This is a genomic window from Pseudomonas sp. NBRC 111132 (assembly GCF_001320565.1).
Classification (GTDB): Bacteria; Pseudomonadota; Gammaproteobacteria; order Pseudomonadales; family Pseudomonadaceae; genus Aquipseudomonas; species Aquipseudomonas putida_P.
Map to the genome: position 1 here is coordinate 19951 of NZ_BCBI01000062.1, position 17793 is coordinate 37743.

16 protein-coding genes and 1 pseudogene are annotated in these 17793 nt (G+C 64.2%); 5 read left to right on the top strand and 12 right to left on the bottom strand.

Features of this window, described 5'->3' with window-relative positions:
• Positions 1 to 18: 18 nt before the first annotated feature.
• A complete protein-coding gene (locus tag APH35_RS23500; protein WP_060515617.1) occupies positions 19 to 1563 on the bottom strand; it encodes an MFS transporter in 1545 nt (514 codons plus the stop codon).
• A 126-nt stretch (positions 1564 to 1689) separates the two neighbouring features.
• Here APH35_RS23500 and APH35_RS23505 point away from each other — a divergent pair, with 126 nt between their 5' ends.
• Positions 1690 to 2559 (top strand): LysR family transcriptional regulator, encoded by an 870-nt coding sequence (locus APH35_RS23505; RefSeq protein ID WP_060494252.1) that lies wholly within the window; start codon positions 1690 to 1692, stop codon positions 2557 to 2559.
• 7 nt (positions 2560 to 2566) lie between these two features.
• Here APH35_RS23505 and APH35_RS23510 read toward each other — a convergent pair.
• From APH35_RS23510 to APH35_RS23525, 4 genes and pseudogenes are all read right to left on the bottom strand, one after another.
• Positions 2567 to 3169, bottom strand: a pseudogene (locus APH35_RS23510) (PDDEXK nuclease domain-containing protein); the annotation flags it as partial.
• Positions 3170 to 3288: 119 nt separating this feature from the next.
• Positions 3289 to 4680 (bottom strand): amino acid permease, encoded by a 1392-nt coding sequence (locus tag APH35_RS23515; RefSeq protein ID WP_012274292.1) that lies wholly within the window; start codon positions 4678 to 4680, stop codon positions 3289 to 3291.
• A 387-nt stretch (positions 4681 to 5067) separates the two neighbouring features.
• The gene (gudD, locus tag APH35_RS23520; RefSeq protein ID WP_060515618.1) at positions 5068 to 6423 is read right to left on the bottom strand and encodes a glucarate dehydratase; all 1356 of its coding nucleotides are present in this window, start codon (positions 6421 to 6423) and stop codon (positions 5068 to 5070) included.
• 19 nt (positions 6424 to 6442) lie between these two features.
• Entirely contained in the window at positions 6443 to 7795 is a 1353-nt protein-coding gene (locus APH35_RS23525) for an MFS transporter (protein WP_060494254.1), read from the bottom strand.
• 260 nt (positions 7796 to 8055) lie between these two features.
• Here APH35_RS23525 and APH35_RS23530 point away from each other — a divergent pair, with 260 nt between their 5' ends.
• The gene (locus APH35_RS23530; RefSeq protein ID WP_012274295.1) at positions 8056 to 8757 is read left to right on the top strand and encodes a FadR/GntR family transcriptional regulator; all 702 of its coding nucleotides are present in this window, start codon (positions 8056 to 8058) and stop codon (positions 8755 to 8757) included.
• Between the two features lie 166 nt (positions 8758 to 8923).
• Here the strand turns inward: APH35_RS23530 and APH35_RS23535 are convergent, their stop codons facing one another.
• The 7 genes from APH35_RS23535 to APH35_RS23565 form a co-directional block, all read right to left on the bottom strand.
• The gene (locus APH35_RS23535; RefSeq protein ID WP_060515619.1) at positions 8924 to 9685 is read right to left on the bottom strand and encodes an ABC transporter ATP-binding protein; all 762 of its coding nucleotides are present in this window, start codon (positions 9683 to 9685) and stop codon (positions 8924 to 8926) included.
• The gene (locus APH35_RS23540) at positions 9682 to 10743 is read right to left on the bottom strand and encodes a FecCD family ABC transporter permease (protein ID WP_012274297.1); all 1062 of its coding nucleotides are present in this window, start codon (positions 10741 to 10743) and stop codon (positions 9682 to 9684) included. The genes APH35_RS23535 and APH35_RS23540 overlap by 4 nt, the downstream gene beginning before the upstream one ends.
• Positions 10740 to 11852 carry an ABC transporter substrate-binding protein gene (locus APH35_RS23545; protein ID WP_012274298.1) on the bottom strand — a complete coding sequence of 371 codons (1113 nt, stop codon included), beginning with the start codon at positions 11850 to 11852 and terminating at the stop codon, positions 10740 to 10742. Before APH35_RS23545 ends, APH35_RS23540 begins: the two co-directional genes overlap by 4 nt.
• A gap of 130 nt (positions 11853 to 11982) precedes the next feature.
• The gene (locus APH35_RS23550) at positions 11983 to 12993 is read right to left on the bottom strand and encodes a zinc-dependent alcohol dehydrogenase family protein (protein WP_012274299.1); all 1011 of its coding nucleotides are present in this window, start codon (positions 12991 to 12993) and stop codon (positions 11983 to 11985) included.
• A 102-nt stretch (positions 12994 to 13095) separates the two neighbouring features.
• On the bottom strand, positions 13096 to 13689 hold the full coding sequence (locus APH35_RS23555) for an HAD family hydrolase (RefSeq protein WP_012274300.1): 594 nt from the start codon (positions 13687 to 13689) through the stop codon (positions 13096 to 13098).
• Positions 13686 to 14555: an acyl-CoA thioesterase II gene (gene tesB / locus APH35_RS23560; protein ID WP_012274301.1), complete on the bottom strand. Its 870-nt coding sequence runs from the start codon at positions 14553 to 14555 to the stop codon at positions 13686 to 13688. Before tesB ends, APH35_RS23555 begins: the two co-directional genes overlap by 4 nt.
• Before the next feature lie 147 nt (positions 14556 to 14702).
• A complete protein-coding gene (locus APH35_RS23565) occupies positions 14703 to 15272 on the bottom strand; it encodes a GNAT family N-acetyltransferase (RefSeq protein WP_060515620.1) in 570 nt (189 codons plus the stop codon).
• Positions 15273 to 15451: 179 nt separating this feature from the next.
• On the opposite strand from APH35_RS23565, the gene APH35_RS23570 reads away from it, so the two are divergent.
• The 3 genes from APH35_RS23570 to APH35_RS23580 form a co-directional block, all read left to right on the top strand.
• On the top strand, positions 15452 to 16138 hold the full coding sequence (locus APH35_RS23570; RefSeq protein ID WP_060494258.1) for a histidine phosphatase family protein: 687 nt from the start codon (positions 15452 to 15454) through the stop codon (positions 16136 to 16138).
• 38 nt (positions 16139 to 16176) lie between these two features.
• Complete coding sequence (locus APH35_RS23575; protein WP_060515621.1) at positions 16177 to 17091, top strand: histone deacetylase family protein; 915 nt, start codon at positions 16177 to 16179, stop codon at positions 17089 to 17091.
• 148 nt (positions 17092 to 17239) lie between these two features.
• Positions 17240 to 17793: NAD(P)/FAD-dependent oxidoreductase (locus tag APH35_RS23580; RefSeq protein WP_156341239.1), on the top strand; the 554-nt coding region annotated here is incomplete at its 3' end.

Here is a 17793-nt window from a genome sequence, read left to right on the forward strand (position 1 = left end):
GCACGGACCCTGGCCGTTTCAAGGTCGCCCTTCGGCCATCAGCCCCTCCTGCCTGGCAGGCAGTGGCCGGCTCAGCAACACGCCGACCAGCAGCGCAAACAGCAACGCCGCCACACCCGCGACCTGTAACACAGCCTCGAAACCGCCCATGAATGCCTGGCGGGCCAATGGCGCCACCGCCTCACGCAAGCCTGGCTCAAGCAGGGCCAGCGCCGCCTGCAAGTCGCCCGCTGCAACCCGCGTGGCCATCGCGGCAACCTGGCTCGATTGTGCGGGAGCCACAGTGGCCATGGCCTCCTGCAGCAACTGCCCGCTACGGGCAGCGAGCACACCCCCGAGCACACCAATGGCCAGCACGATCGCACCAAACCGCGTGGTGGTGCTCAGGCCCGAGGCCATACCGGTGCGCTCACGCGGCACGCAGGCCATGATGTTTTTCTGCGTATCGCCATTGAGCAGCCCGGCGCCCGCCCCCAACACCACGCTGGCCAGGGCGAATGCCCCATAACCGCCGTGGCGCGTGGCCCAGGCACACAGCAAGTTGCCCGTGCCCACCAGCACCAGGCCCAGCGCAAACACCTGCGCCGGGCTGCAGTGGGCAGCCAGGCGCATGCCCAGGCGCGGCGTCAGCAGCATGGCAACGGCGAACGGCAACATACCCGCCCCCGCGGCCAGGGCCGACAGTTGCAGGCCGTTCTGCAAATACAGCGGCAGCAGGGTCATCATCACCTGGGCGCAGGCGGCGTAGGCAAACATGCCCAGCAGAGCCCCTACAAAACGCCCGCTACGCATCAGTTGCAAGTCGATCATCGGCCGCTGCTGGCTGCGCTCGACCATGATGAACAGGCTGAACAGAAAGGCGCTGATCACCAACCGGCCAAGGGTTTGCGCGCTGCCCCAGCCCACCTGGTTGGCATCGATCATCGCCCAGATCAGGTAGCCCAGGCTGCCGGCGAAGGTCAGGCTGCCCCAGGGGTCCAGGCGTGCCGCCGCACTGTCGCGAGACTCTTCGATACTGCGCATGACCATTACCGCCAGCAGTGCCACCAGCGGCAGGTTGATGTAGAAGATCCAGCGCCAGCCCAAGGTACTGGCAATCACCCCGCCCAGCAGCGGCGCGAAGGTGATGGTGGCGCCCATGCAGGCGCCCCAGAAGGCCCAGGCACGCATGCGTTCTTGTGGCTGATGGAACCGGTTGCCAATCGCCGCCAGGGCCGAGGTCAGCAGCAACGCAGCGCCTACCCCCTTGGCGGCTCTGGCCAGGTCGAGAAACAGCAGGCTGGGCGCCGCACCGCAGGCCAGCGAAGCCACGCCGAACAGCACCAGGCCGAGCAGCAGCATGCGCCGCCGGCCGAAGCGGTCGGCCAGGCTACCGGCGGGCAACAGGCAAGCGGCGAAGGCCAGCAGGTAGGCGCTGACTACCCATTCGATGTCGGCGAACGAGCCGGACAGGTCTCGCGCGATACTGGGCAGGCTGACCGCGACAATGTTGGTGTCGAGGATGATCAGGGCGCAGACCAGGGAAGCGGTAAGCAAGGTAAAGCGTGCTGAAGGGGCAGGCATGGCAGGCTCCAGAAGCAGGCTGGTCGTATCAGCGCCAGCCTTGTAGTGTTGACCCCACCATAACGCCGCCAACACCAAGCCTTGTTAGCCCCGGCGGCCTGCGTCATTACCCTGTAGGTAACACCCATGGAAATCCGCCATTTCCGCTACTTCCTCTGCGTCGCCCGCCACGGCCATTTCACCCGGGCCGCCGAGCAACTGGGCATCGCCCCGCCCACCCTCAGCCGGCAGATCCAGGACATGGAGCGCGAGCTGGGCGTGCGCCTGTTCGAGCGTAACCAGCGCGAGGTCAACCTTACCGCCGCCGGCCAGGCGCTGTTGATCGAGGCTGAACAGGCCGTGCGCCAGTTCGACGCCGCACAACTGGGCGCGCAGCGCGCCGCCCGTGGCGAAAGCGGGCGCATCGAGCTGGGCTACGTAGCCTCGGCCGCCTACTCGGGCATGCTTCAGCAGCAAGTCAGCCACTACAGCGAAACCTGCCCCGGCGTGCGCCTGAATATCCGCGAACTGCCCATGGCCGATCTGCCCGGCATGGTTCGCGATGGCCTGCTTGACCTGGCCTATGTGCGCTCGCCCATGGAGCTGCCGGAAGCACTCGAAGCCATTGCCTTGCGCCAGGAAGGCTTCGTGCTCGCCCTGCCCGCCAGCTCGCGCATCAATGAAGTGCCACAGATCCCGGCCGCACGCCTGGCCAATGAAACCTTCATCCTGCCCGAGCAGATCTCCGGCACGCTGGAGGTGGCCGCGCAAGGTGGTTTCGTGCCACGGCTCGGCCCGCAACCTGGCAGCCTGGTGGCGGTGATTACCCTGGTGTCCCTTGGCCAAGGCATTGCCGTGGTCCCGGAATCGGTCGTGCAGCGCATTAGCCTGCCGCAGGTGAACTTCCGGCAAATAGTCGACTGCCAGGCCAGCTCGTGGCTGAGCCTGATCCATCGACGCTTCGAAAAAGCGCCGGCAGTGATGCGGTATGTGCAAAGCGTGATGGGCGGCACTTGATGGCTGCTCAAACGCTCGGATCGTCTGCAGTACCCAAGGCATAGAACTCATGCAGCTTGGCTTGCAGCAGTGCCTTGTCTGGCAAGCGCGTTTGATACTCGGCAATCAGCGCGGGGGACAAACTGCGATTGAGTGCGTACTCAACCACCTCGTCGTCTCTGCTGGCGCATAGCAACACGCCGATGGCCGGGTTTTCATGACGCTTACGCTCATTGCGGTCCAGTGCTTCGAGATAGAAATCCAGCTTGCCCAGGTACTCTGGCTCGAAGCGACCGACTTTCAGTTCGATCGCTACCAGGCAGTTGAGGCCACGGTGGAAGAACAGCAAGTCGAGTGCGAAGTCACGGCCGCCGACCTGAAGCGGGTATTGTGAGCCGACGAAGCAGAAATCCCGGCCCAGCTCGATCAGGAACTGTTTGAGCCGGTCCATCAATGCGCAATGCAGGTCTGATTCGGCATGCACACCAGGCAGACCAAGAAATTCGACCATGTAGGTATCCCGAAAAACGTCCATGGCCGCAGGATAGTTCTGCCTCAGCGCTGCCGAAACTTTTGCCGGGTTAGCAACGCAGCGCTCATACAGAGCGGCTTTAAGTTGACGCTCAAGCTCACACCGCGTCTACGCCTGGCAAGCCCCACGCCGACCGCTCGTGCTGCCAAACAAGTGTTTCAAAAAACAAAGGGCACCCATCCACGAGTGCCCTTTGCCCTACCACCCGGTGAACTCAATCACCCCATCGACCGCGCCCCCACCGGTTGCGCATGGCCCCGCGAGGTCACGATCCCCAGGAAGGAAATCACGATCGCCAGGCCCAACGTGGAACTCACTTCCGCCCGGTGCTCAGGCGTGTACATCATCACCGCCAGCGCCCCGGCAATGAAGATGATCACCGCCCAGGTCAGGTACGGGAACAGCCACATGCGGAACTTCAGCTCGGTGTTTTCCCGCTCCAGGCGGCGGCGCATACGCAGCTGCGAGATGGCGATGACCATGTACACCAGCAAGGCAATGGCGCCGGAGCTTGCCAGCAGGAACTCGAACACACCCTTCGGCGCGAAGTAGTTGAGCACAGCGATGGCCGCACCGATCAGCGTGCTGCCGAACACCGCGGCACGCGGTACACCGACCTTGGAGGTCTTGTTGAGGAAGGCCGGGGCGTCACCGCGCTTGGCCAGCGAGTACATCATCCGCGAAGCGATGTAGATCGACGAATTCATGCAACTGGTCACGGCCACCAGCACCACCAGGTCGACCATGAACGCCGCGTTGGGGATGTTCATGATTTCCAGCGCACGCTGGTACGAACCCACCACCGCCAGCTGCGGGTCGTTCCACGGCACCACCGAGATGATCACGAAGATCGACAGGATGTAGAAGGTGCTGATACGCCAGATCACCGAGCGGGTGGCCTTGGCGATGTTGCGCGATGGGTCGCTGGACTCGGAGGCCGCGATGGTCACCGCCTCGGTGCCGATGAAGCTGAACATCACGGTAATGAACGCACCGACCACGGCCGACCAGCCCTTCGGCGCAAAGCCGCCGTACTCGGCCATCAACCCGCTCAGCCCGCTGACCTCACGGTTGGGCAGCCAACCCATCAGCGCGGCGAAACCCAGGCCGATGAAACCCAGAATGGCGGTGACCTTGAGGATGGCGAACCAGAACTCGAACTCGCCGTACTTGGCCACACTGAACAGGTTGGTACCGGCCAGCAACAGCACCGAAGCCAAGGCGAAGATCCAGCTGTCCACCTGCGGGAACCAGGCGTTCAGCACATGCCCGGCGGCCAGCGCTTCGATAGGGATGACCAGCACCCAGAACCACCAGTACAACCAGCCGATGGTGTACCCGGCCCAGCGGCCAATGGCCTGGTCAGCATAGGTGGAAAACGATCCGGTGTCAGGGTGTGCCACGGCCATTTCGCCGAGCATGCGCATGACCAGTACCACCAGGGTCCCGGCCACGAAATAGGAAATTATAGTTGCTGGCCCGGCTGCCGCGATGGCATGGCCGGAGCCTACGAAAAGTCCGGCGCCGATGATGCCGGCGATGGACAGCATCGTTACATGACGTGGCTTGAAACCTTGTGCAAGGTTGCCATCAGATCCCACGGTGTTCATTGATGTTGTTCTCTTTTTGCTGACACAAGGATGGACGGGCAGGCGTAGGCGAAAATATCTCCTTTGAATTCAATTAGTCGACAGCTTACTCGCGTTCTGTTGTTGATCTTTGGCACGCATCACAGAGCAGCTGTCAGTGCAGGACGGGCTTCATTTAAGCCCCGCATGGCTGTGGGTAATTACACGAGAACGCCCCGGAACTGTTCGATCACGACAGGGCGTTTCCATTAACGCCAGATGTCGCGAATGGCATGCCCGATCGCGTCACCGGGCCGTTTGGCGCTTTTGTTTTTCATTTGGATGTGTGTTGCCTGCACTGGCCCTATCGGTCAGATACAAAAAAGCCCCGGTTTCCCGAGGCCTTCCTTGCAAAGTCTTGAACCCGCCTTAACGCACCAGGCAAGGCCGCTTGTTATCGAAGCACCACCCCGGTATCAGGTACTGCATCGCCACGCTGTCATCCCGCGCGCCAAGGCCCATGTTGCGGTAGCACTCATGCGCCTTGGCCAGTTGGTCTTCATCCAACTCCACCCCCAGCCCTGGCCGCGCCGGCACCCGCACATGCCCGTCGACAATACGCAGCGGCTCGCGGGTCAGGCGTTGGCCGTCCTGCCAGATCCAATGGGTGTCGATGGCGGTGATCTCACCCGGCGCCGCAGCCGCCACCTGAGTGAACATCGCCAGCGAAATGTCGAAGTGGTTGTTGGAGTGGGAACCCCAGGTCAGCCCCCAGTCGTTGCACATCTGCGCCACCCGCACCGAACCCTGCAAAGTCCAGAAGTGCGGGTCGGCCAGCGGGATGTCTACCGACTGCAACTGAATGGCATGGCCCATCTGTCGCCAGTCGGTGGCGATCATGTTGGTGGCGGTGGGCAGACCGGTGGCGCGGCGGAACTCGGCCATCACCTCACGGCCCGAGTAACCGTTCTCGGCACCGCACGGGTCTTCGGCGTAGGCCAGCACGCCGTGCTTGTCGCGGCACAGGGCAATGGCCTCTTGCAATGACCAGGCGCCGTTCGGGTCGAGGGTAATGCGCGCTTCGGGGAAGCGCTCGGCCAAGGCCGTTACCGCTTCCATCTCTTCTTCGCCGCGCAATACCCCGCCCTTGAGCTTGAAGTCGCTGAAGCCATAACGCGCCTTGGCGGCCTCGGCCAGACGTACCACCGCCTCCGTGGTCAGCGCCGTTTCGTGACGCAGGCGGAACCAGTCTTCATCGCTATCGGTTTCGTTGCGGTAAGCCAGGTCGGTCTGCTGACGGTCGCCGATATAGAACAGGTAACCGAGCATCTTCACTGCATCGCGTTGCTGCCCCTCGCCCAGCAGTGCCGCCATCGGCACGTTCAGATGCTGGCCGAGCAGGTCGAGCAGCGCCGACTCGATGGCGGTCACCGCGTGCACGGTGATGCGCAGGTCGAAGGTTTGCAGGCCACGGCCGGCCGAGTCGCGGTTGGCGAAGGTCTGGCGCATGGCATTGAGCACACGCTGGTAATGGCCGATTGGCTGGCCGACCACCAGGCTGCGGGCGTCCTCCAGGGTTTGGCGAATCTTCTCGCCGCCGGGCACTTCGCCAAGGCCGGTGTTGCCGGCGCTGTCGCGCAGCACCACCACGTTGCGGGTGAAGTACGGGCCATGGGCGCCACTGAGGTTGAGCAGCATGCTGTCATGGCCGGCGACGGGGATCACGCGCAGGTCGGTGACCACCGGGGTGCTGGTGTGAACGGCTGGGTTGGTCTGCATGTTCATGGTTGTTGTCTCGCAGTCATCAGTGGGTCTGGCCCAGGGCCGAAGGGGCCTTGAGGTCATCGGAAGGGGCGCCTTTGGGGCGCATGCGTACGAAGAAGATGGCGATGGCTGCAAGCACCGAGGTTACCGCCAGGCCGTACAGCCCACCCTGGATCGAGCCGGTTTGCTGCTCCAGCAGGCCAAAGGTGGTGGGGGCGACGAAGCCACCGAGGTTGCCGACCGAGTTGATCAGGGCAATGACCGCTGCCGCGATACGGGCATCCAGGTAGCCCTGGGGGATTGGCCAGAACAGCGACGACGCCGACTTGAAGCCAATCGCGGCGAAGCACACCGCGACGAAGGCGAACACCGGCCCACCGGTAGTGGACATGAACATGCCGATGGCGGCGACCAGCAGGGCTCCCGCCACCCAGGCCTGCTGGAATTTCCAGCGTGTGGAACCGGCGGCGAAGGCGTACATGGCCAGGATCGAGATCAGCCACGGGATCGAGTTGAAGAACCCGACCTGCATGTCACTCAGATCGCCCATGCGCTTGATGATGCTCGGCAGCCAGAACGTGGCGGCATAGATGGTCAACTGGATGCAGAAGTAGATCAGGCAGAACAGCACGATCTGGCGGTCCTTGAGCAGGCTCCAGGCCGACGGTTTGACAGCGCCAACGGCCTCGCGTGCTTGCTGCTCGCGGTCGATGGTAGCGACCAGTGCGTCCTGTTCGGCCTTGCTCAGCCACTTGGCATCTTGCGGCTTGGAGTCGAGCCAGAAGAACACGAAGAAGCACAGCACCACCGAGGCCATGCCTTCGATGAACAGCATCCACTGCCAGCCATGCAGGCCCAAGCCCTGAAGCTGCATCAGCGCCCCGGCCAGCGGCCCGGAAATCAACGAAGCCAGTGCCGAACCGCTGAGGAAGATGGCAATGGCCTTGCCGCGCTCGGCAGCCGGCAACCAACGGGTGAAGTAGTAGATCACCCCTGGGAAGAACCCCGCTTCGGCCACACCCAGTAGAAAGCGCAGCACATAGAACTGGGTTTCGTTCTGCACAAAGGCCATGGCCGTGGCCACCAGCCCCCAGGTGAACATGATGCGGGTCAGCCACAGGCGGGCACCGACCTTTTGCAGCAGCATGTTGGAGGGCACTTCGAACAGTGCGTAGCCGATGAAGAACAAGCCGGCGCCAAAGCCGAAGGCCGCAGCGCTGATGCCCAGGTCACTTTCCAGGTGCGGGCGGACAAAGCCGATGTTGACGCGGTCGAGGTAGTTGACGATGAACATGATGACGAACAGCGGCAGTACGTGGCGCTTGACCTTGGCCACGGCGCTGGCCAACGCGTCGCCGTCATGTCGGCCAGACGGAGCGAGGGTGTCGTTCACTTGCGGATCTCCCACTAATTGTTTTTGTGCGGGTCGAGGTTGTCTGACATGGCAGTGGGGGTGAGCATATGCGCCGCGCAGTTGTACGACAAGCTCACTAACGTCGGTAAATCCTCAAAATACAAGCCATCACAATGGCAATCTGCTTCGATTATGCAAAAACACTTAACCTACGCGTTGACTTGATCACGTGAAAAACCAGCAAAAAATATTTCTATCGATTAACTTGTCGTACAAGTACAACAGTCAGCGGATGGCACATGGAACCCGAACACGCCCGTAAACGCGGCCACAGCCGCGCTCATGACCTGGTTTCCAGCCTGACCCAGCACATTTTGCTGGGCACCTTCAAACCGGGCGACAAGTTGCCCTCGGAAAACACCCTGGTGCGCGAGCACGGAGTCAGCCGCACGGTGGTGCGCGAAGCCTTGTCCAAGTTGCAAGCTTCGGGGCTGGTGGAGCCGCGCCACGGTATCGGTACGTTCGTGATGGAGCGCCAGGCCCAGGCCGGCCTGCGCGTGGCGGCGGAAAGCGCGGCGAATGTGCGTGATCTGCTGGAACTGCGTATTGGCCTGGAGGGTCAGGCCGCCGCATTGGCCGCGCTGCGCCGTGACGAGGGGCAGCTGGCACGCATGCGCCAGGCGCTGGATGACTACCAGGACCTGGCCGCAGCTGGCGACAGTTGCATCGAAGCCGACCGGCGCTTTCACCTGCTGATTGCCGAGGCCACTGGCAACCTGTATTTCACCGAGATGCTGCTGCAGCTAGGCAACGGCCTGATCCCGCGTAACCGCATGGCCCTGGCCGAACGCTCCGGGGCCAAGCTGGCGCGGCAAGCCTACCTGGCCAACCTGGAGCACGAGGCGATCCTCAATGCCATCCGCCGACAAGACCCGGATGCGGCGCGGGCGGCTGTGTGCCTGCACCTGTCCAACAGCCGCGACCGGTTGCTGCCAGGTTGATAATCATCCGACTGGCGCATCCCCCCTGTGTAGGAGCGGCCTTGTGTCGCGAAAGGGCCGCGAAGCGGCCCCCGGTCATCAGCTATATCGCATAAATCGGGGGGCTGCTTCGCAGCCCTTTCGCGGCACAAGGCCGCTCCTACAAGGGACCGCATCTGGCCGGTTTTCAAGCCACCGCCCGGTCCACCAGCACCTGCAGGCGCCCCTGCGAACAGCGCTCCACCCGGGCCACCACGCCATACACCTCAGCCAACAGCCCCGGCTGCAGCACATCCACCGGCGCCCCGCAGGCCACCACCCTGCCCTCACGCAACACCACCAGCCAATCTGCGTGGCTGGCTGCCAGGTTGATGTCATGCAGCACCGCCACCGCCAGCAACCGATGCGCCTGCACGCGTTCGCGCACAGCGCCCATCACCCGCAACTGGTAATGCAGGTCCAGCGCACTGGTCGGCTCGTCTAGCAACAGCACCTGTGGGTTGCGTGCCAGCAACTGGGCCAAGGCCACCAGCTGCCGTTGCCCGCCAGACAAACTGTCCAGCGAGCGCTCGGCCAAACCCTCGATGCCCAACTGGCGCAACGCATCGAAGGCGCAGCCCAGCAGATCGCTGCCAGCGCTCACGCGCAAGGCCGCAACAATGCTTTCCAATACGCCCAAGGCGATACCCGGCGGTAGCTGCTGGGGCATATAGGCCAGGCGACGTGAGCGCTCGGCAAAGCCCAGGCGCGTCACATCCTGCCCATCCAGGCGCAAACCACCGCGCATCCGCTCCAGCCCTGCCAAGGCACGCAACAACGTGGATTTGCCCGCACCATTTGGCCCGACCAGCGCTACCAGGCTGCCGGCCGGCAACGCCGGCAGGCTCACCCCCTGCAGGATCTGCCGCGCGCCGTAGGCCACCGAAACACCCTCGATCAACAGGCTCACAACCTTCTCCCCCGGCGGAACACCAGCACCACGAATACCGGCACGCCCACCAGCGCGGTAACGATGCCCACCGGCACGATCACCCCCGGCAAGATCGCCTTGCTGACAAGCGACGACAGCGACAGCATCAACGCCCCCACCAGCGCACTGGCGGGCAGCAGGAAGCGTTGGTCCTCACCGACCAGCAGCCGGGCGATGTGCGGCCCGACCAGGCCGACAAAACCGATGGTGCCGACGAATGCCACCGCCGTTGCCGACAACAGGCTGATGCGCAGCAGCGAGGCAAAACGCAGGCGCCGGGTATCGACGCCAAAACTGCGCGCACGGTCCTCGCCCATGCGCAGCAAGGTCATGGCCGGTGCCGCTCGTAGCGAGAACGGCAACAGCAACCCCAGCACCAGGGCCAGCATGCCAAGCTTGTGCCAGTCGGCGCGGGCCAGGCTACCCAAGGTCCAGAACACCAGTTGCTGCAGCACATCCTCGGTGGCCAGCAATTGCAGCAACGAGACCAACGCATTGCAGCTGAACACCAAGGCGATGCCAAACAGCACCAGGCTCTCGACCCCGGCGCCACGCAACCGCGACATGGCCTGCAACAGCACCACCGACAGGCAGGCGAAGATGAACGCCATCACCGTCACCTGGGCGCTCGGCGCCAGCCAGGCAATGCCCAGTGGGTAGGCAATCGCCAGCGAGGCGCCGAGTGCCGCCGATGACGACACACCCAAGGTGAAGGGGCTGGCCAGCGGGTTGTCTAGAATCGCCTGCATCTCGGCACCGGCAAGCGCCAAGGCCGCCCCCACCAGCACCGCCATCAGCGAGTACGGCAGGCGCACGTTCCAGATGATCACCCGCTCGGTGGCACTCAACGTCGCCGGGTCGAACACGCCATGCAGCAATTGCCCCAGGCCCATGCCCGAGGCACCGCTGGCCAGGTCGCCCAGTACCGACAACAACAGCAACAACGCCAGCGTGAAGACCAGCAAGGCCCGCCGCCACAACAGGCGACGATAATGCCAGGCTGCCAACGCCGCGCCTTCGTGGGCCAGCGCGGTCACCTGGCATCGACCCAGTACTGGCCGTCCAGGCCGACCTTGAGCATGCGGTTGATTTCACCCATGGTTGCCTGCGGGTCGAGCGCCTTGAAACGCTCCGGGTGTACCCATCGGGCCATGGCCTCGACCGCCAGGATGTTGAACGGCGAGTTGTAGAAGTCATGCCACAAGCCATGGGCCTGGCCAGCCTGGATCGGCCGCAGCGGGGCGAACTCGGGGCGCGCGGTGATCTTCGCCAGGCTCTGGCGTGCCGTATCGGTGGAGACGCCAGCCCCCAGCAGCACCCCGGGCGCGCGGTTGCCGGTGGCGATGTACACGTCCGGGTCGGCTTGCAACACGTACTCGACACTCACATCACCCAGCGCCCCAGGCACCACATCGGCACCAATGTTGTGCCCGCCTACGGCTTCGACCACGCTGCCCAATCCGCTCTTGCCAGTGGTATGCCCCGGTGCCTGCCACACGCCAGCCAACAGTTCGAGAAACACCTTGGGCCGCTCGCTTTCCTTGATCCTGGCCACGCCGTCGGTTACCCGCTTCAGGTGACGGTCGTACAGGTTCAGGTACTCCGCCGCCTGCGGCTCACGCCCCAGCAGCGTGCCCAGTGCCTGCATGCTCACCCGGGTATTGCGGATCGGGTGCACGCGAAAGTCGATGAACAGCACCGGCACCCCGGCCTTTTCCAGTAGATCGGCCACCGGGCTGTGCTGGGTCGGGCCCTCACCGGCGATGCTGAAAATGGCCAGGTCGGGCTTGAGCGCCAGTATCTGCTCAGCGCTCACGCTCTGCTCGGACGCCTGGCCGATCAGCGGCAACTTGGCCACTTGTGGGTACTGCTGCGCATACACCTCATAGGTGTGCGGGTCGAGCAGGCGCATGTCGTTCTGCCAGCCAACCACCCGCTGGAACGGGTTGTCACGGTCAAGCAAAGCCAGCGCGAAGAACAGCCGCCCTTCGCCAAGCACGATGCGCTGAGGCGGGTGGTCGACCTCGACCTTGCGCCCGAGCACGTCGGTCACTTGCACGGCGCTGGCAGGTTGGATGAAGCCGAGGCAGGTAGCCAACAGCAAGACAGGCAGCAAACGCTGCCAGAAAAGGGGAGTCGGGCACATCGGGGCATCCTCTTGAAGAGAATCAATCGCAACAGAGCGGGGCATTCTAGCCAGCCGCCCTGTGCTGCCGATGTGCGCGAATGTATTGGCTTGTAGGGTGGCCGTTACATCCAGCCGCCCTCACCTATCCTCACCAAGTCAGGCAGATCTTGCCGAAATGCCGGTTGCTCTCCTGGTAACGGAACGCCTCGACGATCTGCTCCAACTCGAAATGCTTGTCCACCACCGGGCGCAGGCCGTTGGCATCGATCGCCCGCACCATCGCCTGCTGCTGCGCACGGCTGCCTACCAGCACCCCTTGCAGGCGAATCTGCCGCACCAGCGCCTGCACCAGCGGCAACTGCCCAGCCACCCCGGTGAGGATACCGATCAGCGAAACATGCCCACCGATGCGCGCGGCAATCATCGACTGCTCCAGCGTCGCCGGGCCGCCCACTTCGATCACATGATCAACCCCGCGGTTGCCCGTCAGCTCACGCACTTTCTCACCCCAGGCCGGGGTGCTCTTGTAATTGATCAGGTGGTCGGCACCCAACGCTTTCAGGCGCTCCAACTTGGCATCGCTGGACGAGGTGGCGATCACTGTAGCGCCGGCCAGCTTGGCGAACTGCAAGGCGAAAATCGACACACCGCCAGTGCCCTGCACCAGCACCGTGTCGCCGGGCTTGAGGTGATCATCACTCATCAGCGCGCGCCAGGCGGTAAGCCCGGCGGTGGTCAGGGTGGCCGCTTCGGCATGGCTGAAACCCTTGGGCGCCAGGGTGAACGCAGTGGCACGGGCGGTGACCTGCTCTCGGGCGTAGCCATCGAGGCCGTCGCCAGGCACCTGGGCAAAGCCCTCGACATTGGCCTGGCCATCGAGCCAATCGGGGAAGAAGGTGCTGACCACGCTGTCGCCGACCTGGAACTCGGTAACGCCAGCCCCCACCGCGACCACCTCACCGGCGCCATCGGCCATGGGGATGCGCCGCTCGCTCGGGCCCCACATGCCGCTGACCACGGCGAAATCGTGGTAGTTGAGGGAGCTGGCGTGCAGGCGCACGGTGATCTCGCCGGCCTTGGGGGCCAGGGCCTCGCTGGTGCCGACCTCGACCTTGTCGTAGCCGCCGCCGGGTTGTACGTAGATGGCCTTGCTGGTCATGGGTAGGTCTCCGTATCAGAAGAAAGAATGGGGTTCAGCATAGACAGGTCCGGCCCTTTCGCGGGCATGCCCGCGAACAGGCCCGCATTGCCAATACAAGAATCAGCCCAGCATCACCTTCAATGCCTGGCAATCGGCCGCATGCCAATCCACCAGCTCCGGCCACGGGTTATCCGGCAGGTTCACCAGCACCGTGCGCGCCCCCGCCGCCCGTCCACAGTCCAGGTCAAAGCGGTAATCCCCCACCATCACCAGCTCACTGGGCGCCACGCCCCAGGCACTGGCAATTTTCAGTAACCCATCCGGGCTCGGCTTGGGCGCCGCTTCGTCACGCCCGAGAATGTGCTCCACCGCGAAGCAGTCCGCCAGGCCGATGGCCTCCAGCGTCACATGCGCAAGCTCACGCGCATTGCGGGTAAGAATACCCAGCCGGCAACCGCGCTCGGCCAGTTCGCGCACCAGTTCCACCGCCCCGGTGGCCGCCGTGGAGGCAACCGCCAGGTCCCGCTCGTGCTCCAGCAACCAGGCATGCTTGGCTGCCGCCTCATCAGCCGGCAGCGCCGCCAGGTGGGTGAGGATGTCGTGCTCGGCCGGGATGTCCAACGCCACGCGAATGGCGGCAAAGTCGTGCACCGCCACGGTCAAGGTGCCGTCCATGTCGAACACCCAGTTGCGCACCTCGCCAAGGAGGCTCATGCCCAATCCTTGCGATGACGAATCAGGCCTTCCTGGCTGGACGATGCCACCAGTTGCCCGGCCTGGTTGAAGATGCTGCCGCGGCAGAAACCACGGGAATTACCGGCCCAGGGGCTATCGGTTGCGTACAGCAGCCATTCGTCAGCGCGCAGGTTGCCATGGAACCACAACGAATGATCGAGGCTGGCGATCTGCATGTCGCGCTGCCACACCGACTTGCCATGGGGCAGCAGCGCAGTGGTCAGCAGGCCGAAGTCCGAGGCGTAGGCCAGCAGGTACTTGTGCAGGGCGGGTACGTCAGGCAGGTTGCCGTCGGCGCGGAACCAGGCGTACTTCACCGGGTCACCGGGCTTGGGGTTGAACGGGTCACGCTCAGTGACCGGGCGGATCTCGATCGGCTTGGCGCACAGCACTTTGTCGCGAATGCGCTCGGGCAACTGGTCGGCCATGGCGCGGGCCAGTTCGACTTCGGTCGGCAGGTTTTCCGGGCCGACCACCTCTGGCATCTGCGCCTGGTGCTCGAACCCTTCCTCGTCGTACTGGAACGATGCGCTGCAGGTGAAGATGGTCTGGCCTTTCTGGATCGCCGTCACCCGCCGGGTGCTGAAACTGCCGCCATCGCGCACGCGGTCCACCGAGTACACCACCGGCAGGCTGGCATCGCCCGGGCGCAGGAAGTAGCCGTGCAACGAATGCACATGGCGCGCGTCCTCGACCGTCTGGCTGGCTGCCGACAACGACTGCCCCAGCACTTGCCCACCGTACAGCTGGCGGAAGCCCAGGTCCTGGCTGCGGCCACGGAACAGGTTCTCCTCGATGGCTTCGAGGCTCAACAGGTCGACCAGGTCGTCCAACACATGACTCATCGGGGGTTCTCCGTAGGAGCGAGCTTGCTCGCGATGCGCCGCCCGAGCGGCGCTCGATCTCACAGGCGCTGAACGTGCAACATGCAGCGCCTTCCAAGTGGGCAAATAATACAGGGTTTGTCATTCGTGCCGGGCATGGCCATGCATTCAGGGGCGCAGGGTGCGCTCCCAATGGTTGCGGTCGATGCGGTACAGCACATGCGGGCGTAGCGGGTGGCCCTCAGGCAGGCGGGGGTGCTCGAAACTGCCCTGCGCGTCCTGCTGCATACCGATGGCTTGCATGACCTTCTGCGACGGCAGGTTGCTCTCGCTAGTGAACGACACCACCTCCTCCAGGCGCAATTGGGCGAAAGCACAACGCAGGCAGGTCCACGCCGCCTCGCTGGCAAAACCCAGGCCCCAGTGACGGCGGGCCAGGCGCCAGCCAATCTCCACAGCGGGGGTGAAATCGGCCTCGAAGCCTACGTGCAGCAAACCGGTCATGCCGATGAACGCGCCGCTGTCCTTGCGCTCAAGGGCCCACAAACCAAAACCGTATTCATTGAAGTGCCCGCGCACCCGACCGATCAATGCAGCGGCTTCCAGACGCGTCAGGGGCGCCGGGAAGTAGCGCATCACCTGCGGGTCGGCGCACAGCGCGGCGAACTCGCGCAGGTCGTCGTCGTGCCATTGGCGCAGCACCAGCCGTGCGCTTTCCAGTTCAAGGATGGGGGTCATGGGGCCTGCTCCGGTTTTGCCGCCTTGCAGTGTACAGCGTAGGCGCGGGCTCGGCTTTCACCCAACCGGTAGCCGCCGAATGCAATTTTCACACGCCCTTCACCGGCCCCCGACAGGCCCCTCAGCACAATGCCGCCATCTCTGCCGCGCCAGACGCGGCCATGCCAACGGAGCTACGCATGCAATCGAGCAATACCCTGGGGCACGCTGCCATTCACACCCGGCGCAAGCGGCGCCTGTCTCGCAAAGCCCTCGGTGCCGCCCTTGGCCTGTGCATGGTCGTGGCGGCGTTGACCACCTGGCTGGCGACGAGGACGCATATCGTGGACCTTGGCAACGAGCAACAACTGAGTGACAGCGGTTTACTGCAAGACTGGGCCGAAGGCGCGGTGATCGTGATGATCCGCCACGCCGAACGCTGCGACAGCGCACCCGGCCCCTGCCTGGACGACCCCACCGGTATCACCGTCAGCGGTAGCCAGGCCGCAACCCGTGTTGGCCAAGGGCTGAACCGGCTGGGCCTGCACAACGCCGACCTGCTGACCAGCCCGAAACTGCGCACCCGGCAAACCGCGCACTTCATCCTCGGTCAGGCGGTGGCCAGCGAAGGCTGGCTGGAAACCTGCGACAGCCAGTTCGCCAGCGAGGCGCTGGCGCGCAAACGTGCGGGGCACAACCTGGTGCTGGTGACCCACAACGGCTGCATCGACCATTTTGCCCGCCAGCAGAACGTTGCCGGTGGCGAGCGTCAAAGCAGCTACGCCAGCGCTTTGTTCGTGTCGGTGGATGGCGATGGCAAGGCGCGCATCCTAGGGCGCCTGAACGAGCCGGACTGGCAACGCGTATTGGCCAGCGCAGGACGATAACTGGCAAGATCAGCACTGGCCCCGATTGTGAACACCCCATGCCGCTGCCGCTGATCTACCACGAAGACTACAGCCCGGAGTTCCCCGCCGAACACCGCTTCCCGATGGACAAGTTCCGCCTGCTGCGCGACCACTTGGTCGACAGCGGGCTGACCACCGACCAAGCCCTGCTGCGCCCGGACATCTGCCCCAACGACATCCTCGCCCTGGCCCACGACCGCAGCTACATCGAGCGCTACATGAACGGCGAGCTGTCGCGCGAGGACCAGCGCCGCCTCGGCCTGCCCTGGAGCGAGGCGCTGGCCCGGCGCACCGTGCGCGCCGTCGGCGGCTCGCTGCTCACGGCCGAAATGGCCCTGCATCACGGCATCGCCTGCCACCTCGCCGGTGGCACCCACCATGCCCATTACGACCACCCCGCCGGCTTCTGCATCTTCAACGACCTCGCGGTGATCAGCCGTTACCTGCTGGCGGCTGGCCGGGTACACCGGGTGCTGATTTTCGACTGCGACGTGCACCAGGGCGATGGCACCGCGCGCATCCTGCACGACACGCCAGAGGCCATCACCGTGTCGCTGCACTGCGAGCAGAACTTCCCGGCCCGCAAGGCGCAAAGCGACTGGGACATCCCCCTGCCCCGTGGCATGGGCGATACCGCCTACCTGAAGGTGGTGGACGACGCCCTCAACTACCTGCTGCCGTTGTATCAGCCCGACCTGGTGCTGTATGACGCCGGCGTCGATGTGCACAAAGACGACGCCTTGGGCTACCTGCAACTGACCGATGCTGGCGTTGCCGCCCGTGACGAAGCCGTATTGCGCCACTGCCTGGGCCGCGATATCCCGGTGGTGGGCGTGATCGGCGGTGGTTACAGCAAGGACCGCGCAGCCTTGGCCAAACGCCACGGCATCCTTCACCACAGCGCAGCACGCGTCATCGGTTGTTCACAATGACTGTGGAACCGCTTGTGGATAACCTGCGGGAAAGGCGCTGCAGCCCTTTGATGGCAAGGCCTGCAGACTTCTGAGCATTTTTTGACCAGTGCTTCCATGGCCAGCGCTGCGCTAGAATGCGCCTCTTTTCCACAGCCTGCTGCCCACCATGCCCGATCTGAACCCCGCATCCTCTCCCCTCGCTGTCGTCATCGGTGGCGGCCCTGCCGGCTTGATGGCTGCCGAAGCACTGGCTCAGGCAGGCCTGTCAGTCGAGGTGTTCGATGCCATGCCTTCGGTTGGGCGCAAGTTCCTGCTGGCGGGCGTCGGCGGCATGAACATCACCCATTCCGAGCCCTACTCGGCGTTCGTGGCCCGCTATGCCGAACGCCAGGGCGAGATCGAGGCGTTGCTGCGCGACTTCGATGCGGACGCATTACGCCAATGGATTCACGGCCTGGGCATCGAAACCTTCGTCGGCACCTCGGGCCGGGTGTTTCCGACCGACATGAAAGCCGCGCCGCTGCTACGTGCCTGGCTCAAGCGCCTGCGTGACAACGGGGTAGTTATCCACACCCGTCATCGCTGGCTGGGCTGGAACTCCGATGGCGCCTTGCGGATTGCTTATCCACAGGGCGAACGGCTGGTGAAAGCCGCCGTCGTGGTGCTGGCACTGGGTGGCGCCAGCTGGGCGCGACTGGGCTCCGACGGCAGTTGGCAAGC

Coding starts and splice junctions, on each gene's coding strand:
- APH35_RS23500 (WP_060515617.1), bottom strand. CDS start 1,563: ATGCCTGCCCCTTCAGCACGCTTTACCTTGCTTACCGCTTCCCTGGTC.
- APH35_RS23505 (WP_060494252.1), top strand. CDS start 1,690: ATGGAAATCCGCCATTTCCGCTACTTCCTCTGCGTCGCCCGCCACGGC.
- APH35_RS23515 (WP_012274292.1), bottom strand. CDS start 4,680: ATGAACACCGTGGGATCTGATGGCAACCTTGCACAAGGTTTCAAGCCA.
- gudD (WP_060515618.1), bottom strand. CDS start 6,423: ATGAACATGCAGACCAACCCAGCCGTTCACACCAGCACCCCGGTGGTC.
- APH35_RS23530 (WP_012274295.1), top strand. CDS start 8,056: ATGGAACCCGAACACGCCCGTAAACGCGGCCACAGCCGCGCTCATGAC.
- APH35_RS23545 (WP_012274298.1), bottom strand. CDS start 11,852: ATGTGCCCGACTCCCCTTTTCTGGCAGCGTTTGCTGCCTGTCTTGCTG.
- APH35_RS23550 (WP_012274299.1), bottom strand. CDS start 12,993: ATGACCAGCAAGGCCATCTACGTACAACCCGGCGGCGGCTACGACAAG.
- APH35_RS23555 (WP_012274300.1), bottom strand. CDS start 13,689: ATGAGCCTCCTTGGCGAGGTGCGCAACTGGGTGTTCGACATGGACGGC.
- tesB (WP_012274301.1), bottom strand. CDS start 14,555: ATGAGTCATGTGTTGGACGACCTGGTCGACCTGTTGAGCCTCGAAGCC.
- APH35_RS23565 (WP_060515620.1), bottom strand. CDS start 15,272: ATGACCCCCATCCTTGAACTGGAAAGCGCACGGCTGGTGCTGCGCCAA.
- APH35_RS23570 (WP_060494258.1), top strand. CDS start 15,452: ATGCAATCGAGCAATACCCTGGGGCACGCTGCCATTCACACCCGGCGC.
- APH35_RS23575 (WP_060515621.1), top strand. CDS start 16,177: ATGCCGCTGCCGCTGATCTACCACGAAGACTACAGCCCGGAGTTCCCC.